The sequence below is a fragment of the Streptomyces sp. NPDC017993 genome (assembly GCF_044328065.1).
In the GTDB taxonomy this organism is placed as follows: domain Bacteria; phylum Actinomycetota; class Actinomycetes; order Streptomycetales; family Streptomycetaceae; genus Streptomyces.
The window spans coordinates 70,071-91,156 of the sequence record NZ_JBIRGO010000013.1 but is presented as its reverse complement, the minus strand read 5'-3'; the positions used below and the strand labels follow the sequence as shown (position 1 = coordinate 91,156).

Annotated in this window: 19 protein-coding genes and 1 tRNA gene; 13 read left to right on the top strand and 7 right to left on the bottom strand. The window is 69.1% G+C overall.

Annotated elements, in window-relative coordinates; translation table 11 throughout:
• Positions 1-104: 104 nt before the first annotated feature.
• Positions 105-818, bottom strand: coding sequence for a FadR/GntR family transcriptional regulator (locus ACH4FH_RS24000; protein WP_398557933.1), 714 nt, complete (start codon positions 816-818; stop codon positions 105-107).
• Between the two features lie 173 nt (positions 819-991).
• On the opposite strand from ACH4FH_RS24000, the gene ACH4FH_RS23995 reads away from it, so the two are divergent.
• Positions 992-2,218, top strand: coding sequence for a CaiB/BaiF CoA transferase family protein (locus ACH4FH_RS23995; protein ID WP_398557932.1), 1,227 nt, complete (start codon positions 992-994; stop codon positions 2,216-2,218).
• Entirely contained in the window at positions 2,215-2,991 is a 777-nt protein-coding gene (locus ACH4FH_RS23990; protein WP_398557931.1) for an enoyl-CoA hydratase/isomerase family protein, read from the top strand. The genes ACH4FH_RS23995 and ACH4FH_RS23990 overlap by 4 nt, the downstream gene beginning before the upstream one ends.
• 259 nt (positions 2,992-3,250) lie before the next feature.
• Here ACH4FH_RS23990 and ACH4FH_RS23985 read toward each other — a convergent pair whose 3' ends face one another.
• From ACH4FH_RS23985 to ACH4FH_RS23965, 5 genes are all read right to left on the bottom strand, one after another.
• Positions 3,251-3,631, bottom strand: coding sequence for a VOC family protein (locus ACH4FH_RS23985; protein ID WP_398557930.1), 381 nt, complete (start codon positions 3,629-3,631; stop codon positions 3,251-3,253).
• Between the two features lie 705 nt (positions 3,632-4,336).
• On the bottom strand, positions 4,337-4,933 hold the full coding sequence (locus ACH4FH_RS23980) for a hypothetical protein (RefSeq protein WP_398557929.1): 597 nt from the start codon (positions 4,931-4,933) through the stop codon (positions 4,337-4,339).
• A gap of 26 nt (positions 4,934-4,959) precedes the next feature.
• On the bottom strand, positions 4,960-5,679 hold the full coding sequence (locus tag ACH4FH_RS23975) for a hypothetical protein (protein ID WP_398557928.1): 720 nt from the start codon (positions 5,677-5,679) through the stop codon (positions 4,960-4,962).
• Positions 5,676-6,956 carry a putative T7SS-secreted protein gene (locus tag ACH4FH_RS23970; RefSeq protein ID WP_398557927.1) on the bottom strand — a complete coding sequence of 427 codons (1,281 nt, stop codon included), beginning with the start codon at positions 6,954-6,956 and terminating at the stop codon, positions 5,676-5,678. The genes ACH4FH_RS23975 and ACH4FH_RS23970 overlap by 4 nt, the downstream gene beginning before the upstream one ends.
• 3 nt (positions 6,957-6,959) lie before the next feature.
• Positions 6,960-7,283, bottom strand: coding sequence for a hypothetical protein (locus ACH4FH_RS23965; protein ID WP_398557926.1), 324 nt, complete (start codon positions 7,281-7,283; stop codon positions 6,960-6,962).
• 216 nt (positions 7,284-7,499) lie between these two features.
• Between ACH4FH_RS23965 and ACH4FH_RS23960 the strand changes: the two genes are divergently transcribed.
• Complete coding sequence (locus ACH4FH_RS23960; RefSeq protein ID WP_398557925.1) at positions 7,500-7,811, top strand: hypothetical protein; 312 nt, start codon at positions 7,500-7,502, stop codon at positions 7,809-7,811.
• Between the two features lie 420 nt (positions 7,812-8,231).
• Positions 8,232-8,780 carry a hypothetical protein gene (locus ACH4FH_RS23955; RefSeq protein ID WP_398557924.1) on the top strand — a complete coding sequence of 183 codons (549 nt, stop codon included), beginning with the start codon at positions 8,232-8,234 and terminating at the stop codon, positions 8,778-8,780.
• Positions 8,781-9,141: 361 nt separating this feature from the next.
• Here the strand turns inward: ACH4FH_RS23955 and ACH4FH_RS23950 are convergent.
• Positions 9,142-9,213: transfer RNA gene (locus tag ACH4FH_RS23950), tRNA-Arg, on the bottom strand.
• A gap of 211 nt (positions 9,214-9,424) precedes the next feature.
• Here ACH4FH_RS23950 and ACH4FH_RS23945 point away from each other — a divergent pair.
• From ACH4FH_RS23945 to rpmE, 9 genes are all read left to right on the top strand, one after another.
• Positions 9,425-9,916: a response regulator gene (locus tag ACH4FH_RS23945; RefSeq protein ID WP_398557923.1), complete on the top strand. Its 492-nt coding sequence runs from the start codon at positions 9,425-9,427 to the stop codon at positions 9,914-9,916.
• A 281-nt stretch (positions 9,917-10,197) separates the two neighbouring features.
• Positions 10,198-11,367, top strand: a complete 1,170-nt coding sequence (nrtL, locus tag ACH4FH_RS23940; protein WP_398557922.1) for an ArgS-related anticodon-binding protein NrtL — start codon at positions 10,198-10,200, stop codon at positions 11,365-11,367.
• 24 nt (positions 11,368-11,391) lie between these two features.
• Positions 11,392-12,783: a diaminopimelate decarboxylase gene (gene lysA / locus ACH4FH_RS23935; RefSeq protein WP_398557921.1), complete on the top strand. Its 1,392-nt coding sequence runs from the start codon at positions 11,392-11,394 to the stop codon at positions 12,781-12,783.
• 139 nt (positions 12,784-12,922) lie between these two features.
• Positions 12,923-14,215, top strand: a complete 1,293-nt coding sequence (locus ACH4FH_RS23930; protein ID WP_398557920.1) for a homoserine dehydrogenase — start codon at positions 12,923-12,925, stop codon at positions 14,213-14,215.
• Between the two features lie 8 nt (positions 14,216-14,223).
• The gene (gene thrC, locus ACH4FH_RS23925) at positions 14,224-15,309 is read left to right on the top strand and encodes a threonine synthase (RefSeq protein ID WP_398557919.1); all 1,086 of its coding nucleotides are present in this window, start codon (positions 14,224-14,226) and stop codon (positions 15,307-15,309) included.
• A gap of 340 nt (positions 15,310-15,649) precedes the next feature.
• Entirely contained in the window at positions 15,650-16,567 is a 918-nt protein-coding gene (gene thrB, locus ACH4FH_RS23920; protein WP_398557918.1) for a homoserine kinase, read from the top strand.
• A gap of 360 nt (positions 16,568-16,927) precedes the next feature.
• Entirely contained in the window at positions 16,928-19,018 is a 2,091-nt protein-coding gene (rho, locus tag ACH4FH_RS23915; protein WP_398557917.1) for a transcription termination factor Rho, read from the top strand.
• Positions 19,019-19,406: 388 nt separating this feature from the next.
• Positions 19,407-20,531 (top strand): LCP family protein, encoded by a 1,125-nt coding sequence (locus tag ACH4FH_RS23910; protein ID WP_398557916.1) that lies wholly within the window; start codon positions 19,407-19,409, stop codon positions 20,529-20,531.
• 176 nt (positions 20,532-20,707) lie between these two features.
• Positions 20,708-20,926 carry a 50S ribosomal protein L31 gene (gene rpmE, locus ACH4FH_RS23905; RefSeq protein ID WP_398557915.1) on the top strand — a complete coding sequence of 73 codons (219 nt, stop codon included), beginning with the start codon at positions 20,708-20,710 and terminating at the stop codon, positions 20,924-20,926.
• The last annotated feature ends 160 nt before the right edge of the window (positions 20,927-21,086 follow it).

Below are 21,086 nucleotides of genomic sequence, written 5' to 3'. Positions count from 1 at the left end.
CGCGCCTGCCGACGGGGCGGGCCGGGGACGGTTCCCCGCCGCGACCATGACCGGCCCGGATTGCAGCCGTCCGCTCTCAACGGTCTGCGTTCAGCCCTTCGCCATCAACTGTCCGCGTCAGGCTTCCAGTTCAAGAGCCGCACCCTGCGCACCATCTCCAGGTGGTCGCGCATGGCGGCAACCGCCGCCTCGGGGTCCTGTGCGTGGATCGACTCGGCGATCCGCGTGTGCTGGGCGAGCGACTGTGCGGGGCGGTCGGGCTGCTGCAGCGATTCGTGGCGGCTCTCGGCGATCTGCTCGGCGATCTCGCGCATGAACTCGGCCAGCAGTTCGCTGTGCGCGGCGGCCGTGACGGCGGCATGGAACAGTCGGTCGCCCTCCTCGCCCAGAGAGCCGCCCTCGACCTCGGCGCGCATGGTCTCCAGGGCGGCGTCGATGGCGGCGAGGTCGTCCTCGGTCCGGCGCCGTGCGGCGAGTTCGGCCAGCTTCGTCTCCAGCGCCTCGCGGGCGTCGAGAACATCGGGCAGCCGGCGCCGCCGCTCGACCAGTACGGCGACCGGCTCGGCGCTGAGCCGGTCCTGGCGCAGGAAGGTTCCGCCGCCGTGGCGGATCTCCACCAGCTGCTGCACTTCGAGCACCACGATGGCCTGCTTGATCGACGCCCGGCTGACGCCCAGCCGCTCCGCGAGATCTCGCTCGGAGGGCAGTCGGTCCCCGCGCTTCAGTCCGGCCGCCTCGGCGTACTCCCGTAGCTGGGCGACCACCTGCTCGTACAGACGTGACCGGGTTACCGGACGCAACGAATCAGAAGTGGACACCCAACCCCCTTGACAGGCCGACCGCCAAGATATCAGGATCTGCCGCGAGCGGCCTAATGGCTAAGTGGCTCATCCACTTACACACTGAGCCACCCGTCGCCTCGTACCGACCACCCCATCCGCCCCTTCATCCACTTCTCATCCACTTCCAGCCCCTCCTGGAGGCAGAACCCATGGACGCATCAGCACAGCCCGCACAGTGGTTGGACCACGCCGGTGCCCTGTCCGGGCTCCGCGTGCTCGATCTGTCGAGGATCATGTCCGGCCCGTTCGCCACGATGACCTTGGCCGATCTCGGTGCGGACGTGATCAAGATCGAGGATCACCGGGGCGGGGACGACACCCGCGCATGGGCCCCTCCGTACCAAGGCGATCAGGCCGCGTACTTCCTCAGCGTCAACCGCAACAAGCGCAGCCTCGCGGTCGACCTGAAGGACCCCGAGTGCCGGGAGCTGGTGCGTGAGCTGGCCCGCACCGCCGATGTCATCGTGGAGAACTTCCGCCCGGGGACCGCGGCCCGCCTCGGCCTCGGTCACGAGGACGTATCCGCCGTCAATCCCGGCATCGTCTACGCCTCCATCAGCGGTTACGGGCAGACCGGCCCGTACAGGGAAGAGCCCGGGTACGACGCGATCGCCCAGGCCCTGTCCGGGATGATGAGCGTGACCGGCGAACCGGACGGGCCTCCCGTACGGTTCGGGGTCTCCGGCGCGGACCTGACCGCCGGGATGTGGGCCACGATCGGGATACTCGCGGCGTTGCACGAGCGGCAGCGGACGGGCCACGGCCAGTGGGTGGATGTCTCGCTGTTGGACGGCCAGATCGCCTGGCTCACCTACATCTCCTCCGGCTACTTCGCCACCGGCCGGGTACCGGGCCGCTACGGCTCGGCCCATCCGACGATCGTCCCCTACCAGGCGTTCCCGACCGCCGACGGCCACATCATGATCGCGGTGGGTAACGATGGCCTGTGGCGTCGATTCGCACCGGCGGTCGGGCTCGGCGACCTGGTGGACGACCCTCTGTTCGCCACCAATCCGGACCGTGTGCGCAACCGCGACGAACTGCTGCCCCGCATCGAGGAGGCCCTCGAAGCCCGTAGCGCCGAGGAGTGGACCGAGGTACTGGCGAAGGCGGGCGTGCCGGCCGGCCGGATCAACACGGTCGACCAGGCGTTGGCCCACCCGCAGGTCGTCGCCCGAGGGATGGTCGCCGAGACCGAGCACGCCACCGCGGGCACCGTGCGCACCGTCGCCTCGCCGGTGAAGCTGTCCGCCAGCCCCCCGCAGGTCCGCTCCGCCCCGCCCCGGCACGGCGAGCACACCGATGACATCCTGGCCGCGCTGGGTGTGGACGCCGCCGGGATCGCCGACCTGCGGACCCGGGGGGCGGCACGATGACTGCCGAACTCCAACACGCCACCCCGCGCGAACAGTCGGCCCCGCTCGTCGAAGCACGCGCCGATGGACCGGTCGCCGAAGTCACCATCGGCAGCGGGGCGAAGCGCAACGCCCTGACCGGCGAGGGCTGGACGCAGGTGGAGCGCTCCATCCGAGAACTCGGCGGCAACGACGCCGTACGGGCGGTCATCATCCGGGGGCGGGGGGACACCTTCTGCGCCGGGTCGGACATGACCGAGTGGACGGGCGCGGAGCCGGAGAGGATCGAGGACTCCTTCGCCCGCATGGAGGCGGCGTTCCGCGCCGTGGAGGAGTGCCCGGTCCCCGTGGTCGCGGAGATCCACGGCGTCGCCGCCGGCGCCGGTTGCCAACTCGCCCTGGCCTGCGACCTGCGCTTCATCGCCGACTCGGCCCGCCTCGGGATGCCGATCGCCCGCCTGGGCATCATGGCCAGCCCGTCCTTCGCGGCGCGCATGGTCGCCCTGGCCGGGCCATCGACGACCCGCCAACTCCTTTACACCGGGCGCCTCTTGGACGGTCCCGCCGCCGTGGCGGCCGGGCTGGCCGATTGGCACCTGCCCGGTCCCATGCTGACCACGTTCACCAAGCGCACCGTGGCCCGCACCGCAGAACAGCCGCCGGCCGCGGTGCGCGCCGTGAAAAGCGCTGTGGCCGCGACCCTCGCACCGATGCGGGAAGCGACCAGGTACAACGACCGGCCCGCGGTCTCCCTGGACGACTTCCGCCTCGGCATCGCGACGTTCCTGGGCTGAACCCGGGCCGGGCGTACGCACAAGCGGATGCGTGGCGCCCGGGGCGCCGGCGACCGCCACCCGGCCCCGCTGGAGCACGACGACCTGGTCGCAGTACATGGCCGCCAGATATGCAGGTCGTGCAGCGCGACGACGCTGGTGACGGGCAGCTCGACGACCAGGCTCAGCAGGGGCCGAGGCCACCGTCAACAACCCCTCCAGCAACCGCTGTTCAACACACATGGGACGCATGGGCCTCGTTCACGAGTGGCGCCGAGTGCTAGCCGCCTTCGGGTGGCTGGTGGAGCCCGAACGCGGACCCTTGGTCGTCGCGGCACAGCTTGAACCGGCCGAACCGGGCGATCGACTCCGCGTCCTCGTCCCCGCCCTCGCCCCCGCCCTCACCGAGGTATTCGATCGTGCCGCCCAGCTCGGTCACCCTGGCGACCGCGGCGTCCAGGTCGTCGACCCGGAAGAAGAGATAGGGCGAGGCGCCCGTGTCGCCACCGTGCATGCCGCCCGGCAAGCCGTCTGTGCTGATGGCGAACCCGCGGCCCGTCGGCCCAGGTTCGAAGGTCCAGCCGAACAGGGCGCCGTAAAAGACACGACCACGCTCCGGGTCGGCCACACCCAGTTCGAAGAAGGTCGGTTTGCTCCCCATGCTCGTGCCTCGTGTAGGTAGGGGTGGGCTCCCGGTGGGAACCGTGGGCGTGGCGTGGAGATGACGCCTTGCCACTGCTCCTATCGTCCTCCCGAGCGAGCGCTCCCGCAGCTGGGTGGTGGGACAAGGGCAACTCCCGACCACGGAGAGCGACCGGACGGCTCGAGTGGGGCGGATCAGCCGGGTCGGGCTCACGGGACTCGTCCAGCACTCTCGATGGTGCGTTGAGTTGTCGGCGCGCGAAGAGTCCACCCGACCTGGATGGTCGGCGATGCGTTGCATGACCCACAGCTCCTCGGATTACGCCATGGCCGTCGGGGGAGGTCAGAGCCGGAGCAGGTCGTCGGCGCCACGGCGCCATGCACCCAGTTCACCGCCGCGACGGAAGCGACCCGAGCGCTCCTCACCGGCCCGGGGCAGCCCCAGGCGCGGCCGTCTCACGTCCTGGGCGACAAGGGCTACGCGCGCGGTCCGTGGTGGGCACCGGAATCGAGGACCCGTTCCTCACGGCGTACCGCGAGGGCAGCTCCACTCCTACACATCGCCGCGGACCGCACCTGACCTCGGGGCCCCGCGGGACCAGCAGGAGGGGCATGTCCGGCGGAACCAACAGGACCGGCACCGGCAGAACGAAGGCCCACGGGGTGAGCACTCTTGCACTCCGCGGGCCTTCGCCAGGTGAGCGGCGGAAGAACCACCGACGAGCTACCGGAGGACGACCCGCCCCTTGATCCCGGCGCGGCGCGCCTTCTCGGCGCGTTCCTCCCCGGCGTTCGTTCGCTCCTCGGCCGTACGACCCCAGTCGCTGGGCTGCAGAAACAGCAACTCGCCGCTGCCCGCCACGATGGCGGCGCCTCCGAACGCGTCATCACCGGCGAACCAGATCCCGTGCGGGAAATCCGCCGGCCGGCCGCCGCGCCCCATCGGGGCGAGCGCCATCAACCGGGGACGGTCGCCACCGCCCTCCTCGCCAAAGCCGAGCAGGAACTTCCTGCTGTCGATCCGCACCTTGTCGACCGGGCCGCGGAATTCGAGGGGATAGCTGCGGAACACCCGCGCGCATCTCCGGATCCAGGACACATGCGACGAGAAGACGATCAGCGTGATCACGGCGCCCAGGAATCCTACGATCTGCAGCGGCAGCAGGTAGCCGAGCCGCAGTACGAAATTGAGGACGAACAGGGGCACGAAGATGACGAGGAACTTGGCGGCGCGCTTCAGTGCGAGGGAGTAGTGGTATTTCACTGCTCCCTGGAAGTCCGTCCCGTCGGTCGCGTAAAGCACCTTTGAAAGCTCTGGCACGGCGTTTCCTCCTCGTTCTCGTGGGTTCATCCGAATGCGTTCCTGATCGAGTCCTCGGCGGAGCCAGGGGAAGTACCGGGGGCGGCCGACCCGGACCCGACTTGCCCCTCGGCCGCCGCCGGGTCGGTGAAGGTCACCGTACGAGCAGTGCCGAGCAGCACCTCGCGGTAGTCATCGGCGAGTTCCAGCGACCCGGTGACCATCTGCACGGTGATGACCGACGACGAGGTGGTGTCCGGTATCGCCACCATTCCCCGCCAGATCGTTCCCTCCAGGGGCTCTTCCTGGCCTTCCGGGGGCACGCCCGGTGCCACCGTGCGGTGCTCCGACTCGATCAGAAAGCCGGTGCCGACGGGAAGTTCCACGGGACGTACGCCGCTGTCGACGCCGGTCGCGGTGCTGTCGTCCAGCAGTTTGGCGAGTACCACCTTGGGGCTCACCCCTGTCGTCGCCACACTGGAGACCGTGAGGACGGACAGCGCGGCGCCGCCGCTGTCGTCGGGGTGCATCCCGAGCGCGCAGCCCTGTACCTGCTGCTTCTGCAGCATCATCACGACCATGGCGTACAGCCGAAACACCTGGTCGGCGCGGTCGCGGGCCTCAGCGGGAAGTTCATTGATCTGCCGCGCCAGCTCCGTGAGGCCCTCAGCGGTCGGCTGGAGGTCCAACTGGCGGTAGCCGTGCGGGAGTCCGTACCAGAAGGCCGGCTTCAGCTCGGGCTCGGCGATATCGAGAAGGTCATTCACAGTCGGATGCTCCTTGCGAGTTCGCCCACGTCAGTCGCGATCTCGGTGAAGGCGCCCCCTGCCCCGGTTCCGGCCGCGACGGCCTTGGTTCCTTCGGCGGTGTCGTGCCCGATACCGCCGTCCGGAAGTACGCCGAGGCTTTCCAACGAAGATGCCGTATTCGCCGCGACGTTGACACCATTGACGGCGAAGTCGAACGTTTTGGCGCTGGTGGCGACGTCGAGCGCCTTGAACGAGAATGCGGGCACGACTTCGCTGGCGAAGGAACTCGCCTTCGCACCGAGCGACATGGCCTCGCCGCCTTCCCTGGCGACCGCCGCCGCGAGCCCCGCTTCACTGCCCGCCCTGGCGAGAGCACCGACTCCGGGCACCATTCCGAGGGCGTCACCGCCGACGGACGCCCATGAGGTCAGCCCTTCCTTCCAGCCGTGTTCGCCCATCAGTGAGTCCCGGAAGTCTTCGTTGGCGAGGTTCTTTCCCATGGACAACGCACTGGCGCCGACCGCGATACCGGCGAAAAGCGGTGCCAGCGGCGTGGGGAAAAGCGCCAGCAGACCCGCGATGGCGGCGATGGTCCCGGCGTGCTCCAGGATGAACTCGCCGATATTCTTGATGCCTTCACCGATGGCATCAAGGGTCTTGCTGAACCATCCCGGTTCCTTCGGGGCGAGTTTGTCGTCGGCCTCATCGAGCTTGCCGGCGACGATGTTGGCCCGGTCGTTGTGGTCACCTTCGAGCTCTCGCGCCTTGCCGATGACGTCTTTGTACGCCGTGTTGGCGCTGTTGAGGTGAGTTGCCGCCTCGTTCAGCGAACGCTCAGCCGCGCGCAGCCGTGACGTGGCGGAATCCGCCTCCTGCTGAGTGGGGTATTCCTTCCCACCGAGTTGGAGATCCGGGTTCTTCCCGGCCTCGTCATGACTCTGCTTGGCCTTCTCGGCCGCGGATTTTTTCTCGCCGGCTTCGTCGTCGTACTTCTTCGCAAGATCACGGTGGGAGGAGAGGTCGCCGTCCCAGGTTCCCAGCCAGGTGGCGGCCTTCTCCAGCGAATGCGCGGCATTCTTCATGTACAGCGGAAGATCACCGTCGAGAGCCTCGCGAAACGCGTCCGCCGCTTCGCCCTCCCAGTGGCTGCTCTCGCCGAGCAGCCGCTCGATCTGCTGGTGAGAGCTGTTCAGCGCGGTCGCCGCGGCCTTCACCTTCCGCTGCAGTGCGGAGACCTCACCGGGGACGCCGGGGACCGGATTCCAGCCGAGGTTCGGATATGGATTGGCAGCCATCTCTTACTTCCCCCCACCGTTGGAGGTCGCTGTTTCCTCCAACTTCTTGAGGGCCTTGGAAAGGTTCTCCTCAAGCGCTTCGTAGCTCAGCTTGTTGGCCTTTACGCCCTCGCTGATCGTGCCGATCATTTCGCTCAGTTGCTCGGACCCGTACTTCCACTTTTCCTGGAAGGTGTCACACGCCTCATCGAGCCGCTCCGTCCCGATCTGGTCGGCACGGACATGGGACAACGCTTTACGCGCTTCATCCAAGTCCTTGATAGACCGCTGCAACGACTTGACGAATCTGTCCAGCTGATCCGTATCGGTCTTGAAATGGTCCCCCATGAAACGACCCTTTCCGGTGGCGAGTGAAGCGAGAAAACGACCCATTGCGGGCAGAACGGACTTCCGTACGAGGCGCTGCCCGAGGCGGCAGCTTAATGTATGAGTAAAGTCTGGCGTGAGGTCCGGGGAGGACCCGTATGCGAGAAAGGGCCCGTGAAGAGCCAGGAAGCACAACTTCCGTTGGGCAAACGCGCTTTCGATCACCCGGGAACGCGGGTGGCCTGGATGAAGGCCCGGCGCAGGGTGCGCTTGAGCCTGACGCTGTGGACCGTTCTGTGGCTGTTGGTGTTCTTCACACTCAGCGCGCTCGGCGCGACCGGAGTCTTCGGCAAGGCCGAGCCCAAGGCCGTCGGCGGGCTCACGGGCGTGACGTTCTTCTGCTACCTCGGCATCCTCTACGTCCGCGTCGGCTCGCTGCGGTGCCTGAAGCGCATCCGGAACACCCTGCAGGCGCACCCGTGGCGACTGATCCCCCCGGCCCGCAGGCCCGCAAGCAAGGACGTCATGGGCGTGCCCGTCCATCTGTGATCCAGCGGCGATGACGGCAACGACTGGACCGACGGCCTCCTGTCGGCCCGGAACCCGGTCCACGAAGTGGGACGGCAGTTACCTGCTGTCGCCCGTTCTGGAACGCGAGCCTGAGGGCTCTGGCTTGGGACTGTGCCCCCCCTGCAGGAAAATACTTGGGCGCGCCAACTGGCGCTATGGGTAATGGGTTTGCAGCACAGCGGTTCAAAGGGGGAGCACGTGAGGAACGCGCCAAGGCGTCGCAGCGGAGCAGGGGCGAGGGGCTACCACGGACCGCGACGGACGCGCTCGCAGCCTCCATCGGCAACGGGCGATGGCCAGAGCGTATCGGCGCCCCATGACAGGGCTGAGCGAGTCTCTCGGTGGCTGACCTCTTGGGGGACATTCATATCTGCCGTCGCCGCTGCGGCCGGGCTGCTCGTGGGAGGCGTTGCCTCGTATGCCACGTGGCGAACTGCCCAGGACACGCGCGCCGCCCTTGAGCGTGACTCGAAGCAGCAGGAGGCCACCCAGGCTTGGCAGGTCACCTACTGGGAGGAGGAGCCGGAGCAGGCCCTCAAAGAGGGGGACATCCGCAAAGTGAAGTTGCACGTAATCAACAGGTCGCTCGACCCCGTGCCCAGATGGAGCCTGAGCTACGCGGGCCTCAAGCCTGGTTCCTCAGAGGACGCCTTCCAGCTCAGGGCTTTCTCGCCGCTACCACCCTGTACTGAGGTAGTCCTCAACTCACCGTCAGTCTTCTGGGAAGTGGACTGGGACCTCCCGAAGGAAGGTAAAACCCAAGCCACCTTCCAGGGCCTCACCTTCAGTGACACGCGCGGCAATTCGTGGACTCGCGACCACGAAGGAACCTTAACCTCGGTGTCAGAGTTCGGCACACAGAACTTCTATAACCTCAATCAGACGCTCAAGGACTCGAAGTCGACCATGCGGCCCGCTGATGACTGCGGGAGCCCGAATGGAGGCTGACGGCCCCGGCCCCCCAGGCCACGCGGCCTGACACCCGTGCGATTCCTGCTGCAGCACGGGCGAGATGGGACCCCCGGGCCCCGATTTCCATATCGTCTCGTCGCGCGGGCCGTTCGGCCGTCCGGCAGATCGTGTGGAAGGCGAACACGGCGCTATCGGGTGCAGGGGGGCGTCTCCTTGAACCGGCGTGATCTCTGAGGTGGCCGGGGAGGCGGCGAAGATCGTTCCGATCCCCACTCGCTCCTCACTCGTGATCAGTGACAGACGACGACAACGAGCCGGACCCAGTGGAACTGGGTCCGGCTCTCAAAGTCTGGCACTTCAGCAGGTCAGCGGGTGTTTCACGCTGTTCTTGCTGGAGTGCCCCCGGCAGGATTCGAACCTGCGCACACGGCTCCGGAGGCCGTTGCTCTATCCCCTGAGCTACGGGGGCGTTGCGCCGTGTTGTGCGGCGACGGGTAGAACCCTACCAGCTCTGACGGGGTGTCCATGAACAGGGTTTTGAGGGGGTGGGGGAGGCATCGGTGAGGGGCTTTAGCGCATGTGGGAGGCGTGTCGATGGTGGTCGGGGAAAGGTCCCTCGCATGGGGGCGGAAGTGGGCAAAACCGGGACGCAGCCGCAGGCGCGCCCCTAGTCTCATGGTGTGCCTGGCTTGTCCGGTCGGATCCTTGTTGTCGATGACAACAAGGTGATCCGGCAGTTGATCAGGGTCAACCTCGAGCTGGAGGGCTTCGAGGTCGTGACCGCGGCTGATGGTGCCGAATGTCTGGATGTCGTGCACCACGTGAGACCTGATGTCGTGACCCTTGATGTCGTGATGCCGCGGCTCAACGGTCTGCACACCGCGGCGCGGCTGCGCTCCGATCCGCGGACGTGGGATATCCCCATCGCCATCGTCAGTGCCTGCACCCCGGTCGAGGTGGACGGCGGTGAGTCCGTGGGGGTGGATGCCTTCCTCGCGAAGCCGTTTGAGCCGAGCGAGCTCGTGCGGACGGTGCGGACCCTTGCCTCCGAGGGGCGCCGGCGGGATCTTGAGCCCGAGAGGCGGGTCCCGGACGTGAACGTCGATACGGCGGATGGCGGAATGGTCGACGCCGGCGGGGATTCGGAGCCTGTGGTGCAGCCAGGGGGTTGAGGGGTTGGGGTGCTCCTCCGGGCGCACTCTTCGGTCCGCTTGGGGTGCCTGCTTGGCTTCGCCCGTGGTGTGACTTAGGCGGCACCGGGATTGCCGGGCTGTTTCCGCCGGGCCCCGTGGTGAGTCCCCGTGAGTAGTGGGTGACCGCGGCGCGGCCTTGTGCGCGCCGGGCGGTGGGTGCGTTCTCGGTGGTCCGGGCCGTGGGGGCGGTGGTGCGGCCGGATGTCCATAGGGCGAAACCGGGTCGCGTGGGTGCCCCCCTTCTCCCATACGCTTGTCTCGTGACCCCCGCTGAGCTCTCCCGTACCGTCCTGCGCTCCGTGCGTGGTGCGGTGGAGGAGCAGGAGCTCTCCGTGCCCGTGCCGGCACGGATCGTTGTACAGCCGCCGCCGCGGCCCGGGTGTGGGGACTACGCATCGAATGTCGCGTTGCAGCTCGCCAAGCCGGCGGGGAAGCCGGCGCGTGAGGTCGCCGAGATTCTGCGGAGGCGGCTGACCGGGAGCGCCGGGATCGCCCGCGTGGAGATCGCCGGGCCCGGCTTCTTGAACATCACCCTGGGCGGTGGGGCGCAGGCCGCGCTCGTCCGGGAGGTGCTCACGCAGGGCGCGTCGTACGGGGAGTACGGCGTGGGAGCGGTGCCGGGGGAGACCCGGAAGTCCCGCGAGCCCCGAGAGTCCGAGGAACCCGGAGTGTCCGAGGAGCCCCGTGAGTCGGTAGAGCCCGGCGGGCCGGTGCCTGGGGCGCGCTCGGGCGGATGGCCGGTTGGCGGAGGAGCTCGCGGGCTTGTCGTGGCGGAGGCGGTCGGGCGGATCGCGGCTGCTGTCGGGGTGCGTGCGCCCGCCGCGCATGAGGTGACGGCCCGCGGCGGACGGTGGACCGAGGCTGAGGCCGAGGACGAGCTTGCCGGGCCGGTCGCCCGGCTGGGGGCCGATGAGGTGCGCTGGGCCCTGTTGCGGCCTGCGGCGCACGACCCGGTGCGCCTGCCCGAGCGGCCGGTGCAGCGGGAGGAGAATCCGCGGTTCCGGGTGCAGTACGCGTACGCCAGGACGCGTGCGTTGCTGTGCAACGCCCGGGATCTGAGCTTCGGGAGCGAGCCCGGGGAGGTGCTGGAGCCGGGAGAGGCGCCGGCGGCCCCGGCCCCGCACCCGCCTGCGGCGGCGCCCTCCGCGGACCCCGCCACCACCACCCAAGCCCTGCACACCCTCCTCGCCACCTACCCCTCCGTCGTCGAGGCCGCTGCGCGGCATCGGGCGCCGGACCGGGTGGTGCGGCATCTGGAGGGGACGGCGGATGCGTTCTTCCGGTGGCATGACGCGTGTCCGCCGCTGCCGGTCGGGGAGCAGAAACCCCTGGCCGTTCACCGCGCCCGTCTGGCCCTTGCCGAGGCCACCGGGACGGTGCTTGCCAACGGCCTGCGCCTGCTCGGCATCTCCGCACCCGAACACCTCTGAACCCTTGAGGGGATCTTCACCGTCATGAGCCGTTCCGCCCACCCCGCAGGGCCCCGTCACGCCGATGTGCTGCCCGAGGGCCACTACGCCGGTCCGCCCTCCGACCTCAACACCCTCGACCCGCGCGTGTGGTCCCGTACCGTGCGGCGCAACGCCGACGGTGCGGTGACCGTCGGCGGGCTCGACGTCGCCGCGCTCGCCGAGGAGTTCGGCACGCCGGCCTACTTCCTGGACGAGGACGACTTCCGGGCGCGCTGCCGTGCCTGGAAGGACGCCTTCGGGCCGGGTGCCGACGTCTTCTACGCGGGCAAGGCGTTCCTGTCCCGCGCGGTCGTGCGCTGGCTGAGCGAGGAAGGGCTGAATCTCGACGTCTGCTCCGGTGGCGAGCTGGCCACGGCGCTCGCGGCGGGGATGCCGGCGGAGCGGATCGCGCTGCACGGCAACAACAAGAGCACCGAGGAGATCACCCGGGCCGTCGAGGCCGGGGTGGGCCGGATCGTGCTGGACTCGTTCCAGGAGATCGTGCGGGTGGCGCACATCGCCGAGCGGCTGGGCAAGCGGCAGCGGGTGCAGATCCGGGTCACGGTCGGTGTCGAGGCGCACACGCACGAGTTCATCGCGACCGCCCACGAGGACCAGAAGTTCGGCATCGCGCTCGCCGACGGGCAGGCCGCCGAGGCGGTGCGGCGGGTGCTGAAGCTGGACGGCCTGGAGCTCATCGGCATCCACTCGCACATCGGCTCGCAGATCTTCGACATGGCGGGCTTCGAGGTGTCCGCCCGCCGCGTCGTGCAGCTGCTGACCGAGGTGCGTGACGAGCACGGCGTCGAGCTGCCGGAGATCGACCTCGGCGGCGGCCTCGGCATCGCCTACACCTCCGACGACGACCCGCGTGAGCCGCACGAGATCGCGCAGGCGCTCGGCAACATCGTGCGCAAGGAGTGCGAGTCCGCCGGGCTGGCCGTCCCGCGCCTGTCGGTCGAGCCGGGGCGTGCGATCGTCGGGCCGACGGCCTTCACGCTGTACGAGGTGGGGACGGTCAAGGAGCTGGAGGGGCTGCGGACGTATGTGTCCGTGGACGGCGGAATGTCGGACAACATCCGCACGGCCTTGTACGACGCGGAATACAGCGTCACGCTGGCCTCCCGTACCTCCGACGCCGCGCCGATGCTCTCGCGGGTGGTCGGCAAGCACTGCGAGAGCGGCGACATCGTCGTCCGTGACGCCTTCCTGCCGGCCGATGTGGCGCCGGGCGACCTGCTCGCGGTGCCGGCCACGGGTGCCTACTGCCGGTCCATGGCGAACAACTACAACCACGCGCTGCGACCGCCGGTCGTGGCGGTCAAGGACGGTGCGGCCAGGGTGATCGTCCGCCGCGAGACGGAGGAAGATCTCCTGCGGCTGGATGTCGGCTAGGGCCGGATCCACGGGGCACGGCCCCGGATGAAATAAATGTCTCGGCATCTGGACGACGGACGGAAATGGCCTTCCGGTGCGTGAGACTGGTGCATTAGCAAGCATGAAAACCGCTGGATCGATGAAAAGCAGAGGTCGAATGATGCGTACGCGTCCGCTGAAGGTGGCGCTGCTGGGCTGTGGTGTTGTCGGCTCAGAGGTGGCGCGCATCATGACGACGCACTCCGACGACCTCGCCGCGCGCATCGGTGCGCCGGTGGAGCTGGCAGGTATCGCCGTCCGCCGCCCCGACAAGGTGCGCGACGGCGTCCCGGCCGAACTGGTCACCACCGACGCGACGGCCCTCGTCAAACGCGGCGACATCGACGTCGTGGTCGAGGTCATCGGCGGCATCGAGCCGGCGCGGGGGCTGATCACCACCGCCTTCGAGCACGGCGCCAGCGTGGTGTCCGCCAACAAGGCCCTGGTGGCCGCGGACGGTGCCGCGCTGCACGCCGCGGCCCAGCAGCACGACGCGGACCTCTACTACGAGGCCGCGGTCGCCGGTGCGATCCCGCTGGTGCGGCCGCTGCGCGAGTCGCTGGCCGGTGACAAGGTCAACCGCGTCCTCGGCATCGTCAACGGCACCACCAACTTCATTCTCGACAAGATGGACGGGAGCGGGGCCGGCTACAGCGAGGCGCTGGACGAGGCCACCGCGCTCGGCTACGCCGAGGCCGACCCGACCGCCGACGTCGAGGGTTTCGACGCCGCGGCCAAGGCCGCGATCCTGGCCGGCATCGCCTTCCACACCCGCGTGCGCCTCGATGACGTGCACCGTGAGGGCATCACCGAGGTCACCGCCGCCGACATCGCGTCCGCCAAGCGGATGGGATGCACGGTCAAGCTGCTCGCGATCTGTGAGCGGGCCGCGGACGGCGCGTCCGTCACCGCCCGTGTGCACCCCGCGATGATCCCGCTCAGCCACCCGCTGGCGTCGGTGCGCGAGGCCTACAACGCGGTCTTCATCGAGTCCGACGCCGCAGGCCAGCTGATGTTCTACGGGCCGGGCGCGGGTGGCTCACCGACCGCCTCCGCCGTCCTCGGTGACCTGGTCGCGGTCTGCCGCAACAAGCTCGCCGGCGCCACGGGGCCCGGAGAGTCCGCGTACACGCGGCTGCCGGTCAGCCCCATGGGCGAGGTCGTCACGCGGTATCACATCAGTCTCGACGTGGCCGACAAGCCCGGCGTTCTCGCGCAGGTGGCCACGGTCTTCGCCGAACACGGCGTATCGATCGATACGGTCCGTCAAACGGGCAAGGACGGCGAGGCATCCCTCGTCGTCGTCACCCACCGAGCGGCGGACGCGGCCCTGTCGTCGACCGTCGGGGCGCTGCGCGAGCTGGACACCGTCCGCGGTGTGGCCAGCATCATGCGGGTCGAAGGGGAGTAAAGGAACCCATGTCTGCCAATTCCACTGTGACCACGGCGAGCAGTCAGTGGCGCGGAATCATCGAGGAATACCGTGACCGGCTGCCGGTCAGCGACACGACCGAGGCGGTCACCCTCCGGGAGGGCGGCACGCCCCTCGTACCGGCCCAGGTGCTCTCCGAGCGCACCGGCTGCGAGGTGCACCTCAAGGTCGAGGGTGCCAACCCCACCGGGTCCTTCAAGGACCGCGGGATGACGATGGCCATCACCCGCGCGAAGGAGGAGGGTGCCAAGGCGGTGATCTGCGCCTCCACCGGCAACACCTCCGCCTCTGCCGCCGCCTACGCGGTGCGGGCCGGCATGGTCTGCGCCGTTCTCGTCCCGCAGGGCAAGATCGCGCTCGGCAAGATGGGCCAGGCGCTGGTCCACGGCGCGAAGATCCTGCAGATCGACGGCAATTTCGACGACTGCCTGACGCTCGCACGGGGCCTTTCCGAGAAGTACCCGGTCGCACTTGTGAACTCGGTTAACCCGGTGCGTATCGAAGGCCAGAAGACCGCCGCCTTCGAAATCGTCGACATGCTCCGCGACGCGCCCGACATCCATGTGCTGCCGGTCGGCAACGCCGGCAACATCACGGCGTACTGGAGGGGCTACAAGGAGTACGCCGCCGACGGCATCTCCTCGCGCACCCCGCGCATGTGGGGCTTCCAGGCGTCCGGCAGCGCGCCGATCGTGCGCGGCGAGGTCGTCAAGGACCCGCACACCATCGCCACCGCGATCCGCATCGGCAACCCCGCCTCGTGGTCGTTCGCCGAGCAGGCGCGGGACGAGTCCGGCGGCTTCATCGACGAGGTGACAGACCGTCAAATCCTTGCGGCGTACCGCCTGCTGGCCGCCCAGGAGGGTGTCTTCGTGGAGCCCGCGTCGGCCGCCTCTGTCGCCGGTCTGCTCAAGGCCGCCGAGGAGGGCAAGGTCGACCCGGGCCAGCGCATCGTCTGCACGGTCACCGGCAACGGCCTCAAGGACCCGGACTGGGCGGTGGCCGGAGCGCCGCAGCCGGTCACGGTCCCGATCGACGCGGACGCCGCCGCCGAGCGTCTCGGCCTCGCGTAACACGCGCGATCCGGCGAGCCCGGTGCGCTGCCACGGAATCGGGGTAAGGGACGGTCAGCGTCCCGTCACCCCCGTGCGGCACGGGGAGCAAAGAGAGCAAAGGCTGCAAAGGCGGTCCCGGGGCATGGGATGGCGCGCGACACGCATCGTGCGCCTCCTGTGCGCCCTATGTCGCCACAGAACCTTCCTTCGATAGGCTGGCAGCCAACTCCCCTCCCCACGGCATAACGCAGTGGTGCGCAGGGCAGGTCAGAACAGACCCCATGAGCCGGCCGGGCACCTCGGTGCCGCGGTGCTCCGGGGCAGTACCGCAGCATCAATCAAGGAGAGTCATCGAGCGATGGCCGGTCCCGCGTTCCGCGCCGCCGCCGTCCGGGTGCGCACCCCCGCTACCAGCGCCAACCTCGGTCCCGGCTTCGATGCCCTGGGTCTTTCCCTGGGCCTGTACGACGATGTCGTGGTGCGCGTCGCCGACTCCGGTCTGCACGTCGACATCGCAGGTGAGGGGGCCGAGACCCTCCCGCGCGACGAGAGCCACCTGCTCGTACGCTCCCTGCGCACCGCCTTCGAGCTGCTCGGCGGGCAGCCGCGCGGCCTGGAGATCGTCTGCGCCAACCGCATCCCCCACGGCCGCGGCCTGGGGTCCTCCTCCGCCGCCATCTGCGCCGGCATCGTCGCCGCCCGCGCCGTGACCATAGGCGGCGAGCAGAAGCTCGACGACGCCGCGCTGCTGGAGCTGGCCACCGAGATCGAGGGCCACCCCGACAACGTCGCCGCCTGCCTGCTGGGCGGATTCACCCTCGCCTGGATGGACACCGGCACCGCCCGCGCCATCCGGATGGATCCCGCCGATTCCATCGTTCCGGTGGTCTTCGTGCCCGGGAAGCCGGTGCTGACCGAGACCGCCCGTGGACTGCTGCCGCGCACCGTCCCGCATGTGGACGCCGCGGCCAACGCCGGTCGTGCCGCACTGCTCGTCGAGGCCCTGACCAGGCGCCCCGAGCTGCTGCTCGCCGCGACCGAGGACCGACTTCACCAGGAGTACCGCGCCCCCGCGATGCCGGAGAGCGTGAGCCTGGTGAACCGACTGCGCTCGGACGGCGTCCCCGCAGTTATCTCCGGTGCGGGCCCGACGGTGCTCGCGCTGGTCGAGGAATCCGCGGCGGACAAGGTCGCGGCACTGGCGGGAGAGGGGTGGGCGGCCAATCGGCTGACCCTCGATGCGGCAGGTACCTGCGTACTGCCGCTCGCCGGGTGATCGACGATTGCCGGTCTTCGAGAGGGGGAATGTTTGTTGGATCCGGTAGTGTTAACCTCAAGTCAGTACTCGACGCCTGAGTGGCGCGGTGCTTCGTGTCCCCCATCGGGACCACTTTCTTCCGGGAGCCTCCCAAACTGCTTGGAGCAATGGCCTGAGCAGAAGTGAGCACGCTCCGGAATCGGCGTGACGACATGAGTCACTCTGCATCTCTTCGCGCCGGACCATGCACTGATCTTTCCGCCGTATCCGGCGGGACCACCGCCCCGGCCCCGGTCCGTCAGACCAAGGACACAGCCGGACAGCACAACCGGTCGCCGAGCCAGACAGGCCGACGCCCGCTCCAGGGAAGGACCCTTCGTGAGCGACACCACCGATCTGATGGGCGTGCGCACCGATGGCAGTGCCACCGCGCCCGCCACGGACGCTCCCGCCGCGCCTGCCACCGGTGCTGCCACAGCCCCTGCCTCGCGGCGACGCCGTTCGGGCACCGGCCTTGACGGCATGGTCCTGGCAGAGCTCCAGCAGGTTGCCTCCGGCCTCGGCATCAAGGGCACCGCGCGGATGCGCAAGAGCCAGCTGATCGAGGTCATCAAGGAGAAGCAGGGCGGGGGCTCCGCGGCCAAGGCCGACGCGCCCGCAGACTCCGAGACCAAGCCGAAGCGCCGTACCACCTCCAAGGCCCGCACCGGCGACGACGCCGCCGAGCGGCCCGCTGCCAAGGCCGCCAAGGCCGACAAGGCCGCCGAGAAGTCCGGCGACCAGCAGCAGATCGACATCCCGGGCCAGCCGGTCAGCGACGAGCAGCCGGCCGGCGAGCGCCGTCGGCGCCGGGCCACCGCCGCCGCGGGCAGCCCCGACGCCGCCTCCGGTGACGTCACGACCGAGGCCAAGGCCGACGCCGGCGCCGTCAAGACGGAGGCCAAGACCGACACCGCGGCCCCCGGCCAGGACACCGCGGACGGCCGTCCGCACAAGGGCGGCGACCGCCAGGACCGCGGCGACCGCCAGGAGCGGGGCCAGAAGGGCGACCGCGGGGACCGCCAGGAGCGCGGTGACCGCGGCGACCGTCAGGAGCGCGGCCAGCGTGGCCAGCGCGACCGTGACCGTGGCGACCGCCGCAAGAACGACGCCGGTGACGGCGGCGGTGGCCAGGGCGGCAACCGCCAGCGCGACAACCGCCGCGCCGAGGAGGAAGACGACTTCGAGGGCGGCCGTCGTGGCCGCCGCGGCCGCTACCGCGACCGCCGTGGCCGCCGTGGCGGACGCGAGGACTTCGGCAACGAGCCGCAGGTCTCCGAGGACGACGTCCTGATCCCCGTCGCGGGCATCCTCGACATCCTCGACAACTACGCGTTCATCCGGACCTCCGGCTACCTGCCCGGCCCGAACGACGTGTACGTCTCGCTCGCCCAGGTCCGTAAGAACGGCCTGCGCAAGGGTGACCACGTCACCGGTGCGGTCCGCCAGCCCAAGGACGGCGAGCGGCGCGAGAAGTTCAACGCGCTGGTGCGTCTCGACACGGTCAACAGCGTTGCCCCCGAACAGGGCCGCAACCGGGCCGAGTTCGGCAAGCTGACGCCCCTTTACCCGCAGGAGCGACTGCGCCTGGAGGGTGAGTCGGGCGGCCTGACGACCCGCATTATCGACATGGTCGCGCCCATCGGCAAGGGCCAGCGCGGTCTGATCGTGGCCCCGCCGAAGACCGGTAAGACCATGATCATGCAGGCGGTCGCCAACGCGATCACCCGCAACAACCCCGAGTGCCACCTGATGGTCGTCCTCGTCGACGAGCGGCCCGAAGAGGTCACCGACATGCAGCGGTCGGTCAAGGGCGAGGTCATCTCCTCGACCTTCGACCGTCCCGCCGAGGACCACACCACCGTCGCCGAGCTGGCCATCGAGCGCGCCAAGCGTCTCGTCGAGCTGGGTCACGACGTGGTCGTCCTGCTGGACTCCATCACCCGTCTGGGCCGCGCGTACAACCTCGCGGCGCCCGCCTCCGGCCGCATCCTGTCCGGTGGTGTCGACTCGACCGCGCTGTACCCGCCGAAGCGCTTCTTCGGTGCCGCGCGCAACATCGAGGACGGCGGTTCGCTGACCATCCTGGCCACCGCGCTGGTCGACACCGGCTCGCGCATGGACGAGGTGATCTTCGAGGAGTTCAAGGGCACCGGCAACCTGGAGCTCAAGCTCGACCGCAAGCTCGCCGACAAGCGCATCTTCCCTGCGGTGGACGTCGACGCGTCCGGTACCCGTAAGGAAGAGATCCTGATGGGCAGCGACGAGCTGTCCGTCGTCTGGAAGCTGCGTCGGGTGCTGCACGCTCTGGACCAGCAGCAGGCCATCGAGCTGCTGCTGGACAAGATGAAGCAGACGAAGTCCAACGCGGAGTTCCTGCTCCAGATCCAGAAGACGACGCCGGGCATGGGCGGCAACGGCAACGACTGACGCCCTCCAGCGACGCACCCGAAGCCCTCCTCACCCTCGCGGTGAGGAGGGCTTCGGCTTGCGTGCACGACCGTGCACCGGGCTGTCCGTGCGGTGTGACCTGTGCCGCCCATACCGCATGCACGGCCCTTCGCGGCTGAGACCTTCGGCACAGATCGGGACGTCGCCCACCGGTTCGGGCGGCGCCGTGGAACCCGGCGAAATCCCTGGTGAGAAGGACGCGCGTGCCCTCCTCGGCCGGGGCGTCGACGACCCGGCGCCACAAAAACCCGCACAGGTCGCTGTGCAACGCTTCCCGTCTACCTCCCGTCTGGACAAGCAACTACCCGTGGGGCACGGAGCACGGTGATGGCGAGGGGCAGTCGAGAGAACGAGGACTGAGGAGCAGATGGCGGACAGCAACGGGACCGCGAAGACGGCCGAAAGCCAGGCCCGCGGCATACGTGCCACGGGCCGCCGGCGCAAGGGGCCGACCCGACGCCGCCGAGCGCTGACGATCACGCTGTGTGCGCTGGTCAGCGTCGCGCTGCTCGGCGGTGCCGGCTTCGGATACGTCTACTTCAAACTCAACGGAAACCTGAAGGGCGTCGACATCAACGCCGCCCTCGGCAAGGACCGGCCGGACAACGTCGACAACGGCTCGATGGACATCCTCGTCATGGGATCCGACTCCCGGGCGGGCGAGAACGCGAAGTACGGCAAGGACGGGGGCGGCGCGCGCTCCGACACGGCCATGATCATGCACGTGTACAAGGGCCACAAGAAGGCCAGCGTCGTCAGCGTCCCGCGGGACACCATGGTCAAGCGGCCCGACTGCGTCGAGGACGGCAAGGACGTCCCCGGCGCGCAGCGAGCCATGTTCAACACCGCCTACGAGGTCGGTGGCCCGGCGTGTGCCGTCAAGACCGTCGAGTCGATGAGCGGGATCCGCATGGACCACTTCGTCGAGGTCGACTTCAGCGGCTTCAAGAAGCTCATCAACGCGCTGGGCGGGGTGGACATCACCACCACCAAGGCGATCGACGACGACAACAGCCATCTGCACCTCCAGCCGGGCAAGCACACCCTCAACGGCGAGAACGCTCTGGGCCTGGTACGGACCCGGCACGGCGTCCCCGGGGGCGACGGCAGCGACCTCGGACGTATCCAGCTCCAGCAGGCATTCATCAAGGCGCTGATGAAGCAGGTCAAGGAAGTCGGGGTGCTCAGCAACCCCACCAAGCTGTACGACGTCGCCGACACGGCCACGAAGGCGGTCACCACCGACACCGACCTCAACTCGGTCAGCGAGCTGTCCGGCCTGGCCAAGGGCCTGTCCGGGATCGGCTCGCAGAACATCGACATGGTGACGCTGCCGGTCACGTACGACACCGCCGACCCCGACCGAGTGCTGCCGCTGACCAAGCAGAGCAAGCAGGTCTGGAACGCGCTGCGGCACGACAAGGACATCCCGAAGTCCGCGATCAAGGACTCGGCCGGTGACAAGGGCGGCACGGACACCTACGTGAAGTGACCGACCGCGCCCGTCCCGGGGCCCGCACGGGCCCCGGGACGGGGCGGGGGAATAGTTGCGTGTGTACCCCGGTTTTGGGAGATACGGCGAGTCCTGGCAGACTGGACCGTCGGCCCCGGTTCACGTGACGCAACCCGCGACACGACCCGGAGCACTCCCGAACCTAGGAGAATCCCTTGAAGCGCGACATCCACCCGGAGTACGTCGAGACCCAGGTCAGCTGCACCTGTGGCGCGTCGTTCACCACCCGTAGCACCGTTGGCGGCGGCAGCATCCGCGCCGACATCTGCTCCGAGTGCCACCCGTTCTACACGGGCAAGCAGAAGATCATGGACACGGGCGGCCGCGTGGCCCGCTTCGAGGCCCGCTTCGGCAAGGGCGCAGCCAAGAAGTAGCGACCCGCAAGGCGCCGGTCTCCGGTCGCCCCTGCTCAGGGGTGACCGGACCGGCGTTTTGTCGTCCAGGCCCCCTGCCCTCCGGGCGGGGGTCCGGGGGTTCGCGGCACCGCCGCACATCTGACCGCCCCCGGGAAGACCCAGTCAGCCAGCAGAGGGA

Bases quoted from the DNA above. Each gene is read 5' to 3' on its own strand.
- ACH4FH_RS23995 (WP_398557932.1), top strand. From the start codon at position 992: ATGGACGCATCAGCACAGCCCGCACAGTGGTTGGACCACGCCGGTGCC.
- ACH4FH_RS23990 (WP_398557931.1), top strand. From the start codon at position 2,215: ATGACTGCCGAACTCCAACACGCCACCCCGCGCGAACAGTCGGCCCCG.
- ACH4FH_RS23985 (WP_398557930.1), bottom strand. From the start codon at position 3,631: ATGGGGAGCAAACCGACCTTCTTCGAACTGGGTGTGGCCGACCCGGAG.
- ACH4FH_RS23970 (WP_398557927.1), bottom strand. From the start codon at position 6,956: ATGGCTGCCAATCCATATCCGAACCTCGGCTGGAATCCGGTCCCCGGC.
- ACH4FH_RS23965 (WP_398557926.1), bottom strand. From the start codon at position 7,283: ATGGGGGACCATTTCAAGACCGATACGGATCAGCTGGACAGATTCGTC.
- lysA (WP_398557921.1), top strand. From the start codon at position 11,392: ATGAGCCGTTCCGCCCACCCCGCAGGGCCCCGTCACGCCGATGTGCTG.
- ACH4FH_RS23930 (WP_398557920.1), top strand. From the start codon at position 12,923: ATGATGCGTACGCGTCCGCTGAAGGTGGCGCTGCTGGGCTGTGGTGTT.
- thrC (WP_398557919.1), top strand. From the start codon at position 14,224: ATGTCTGCCAATTCCACTGTGACCACGGCGAGCAGTCAGTGGCGCGGA.
- thrB (WP_398557918.1), top strand. From the start codon at position 15,650: ATGGCCGGTCCCGCGTTCCGCGCCGCCGCCGTCCGGGTGCGCACCCCC.
- ACH4FH_RS23910 (WP_398557916.1), top strand. From the start codon at position 19,407: ATGGCGGACAGCAACGGGACCGCGAAGACGGCCGAAAGCCAGGCCCGC.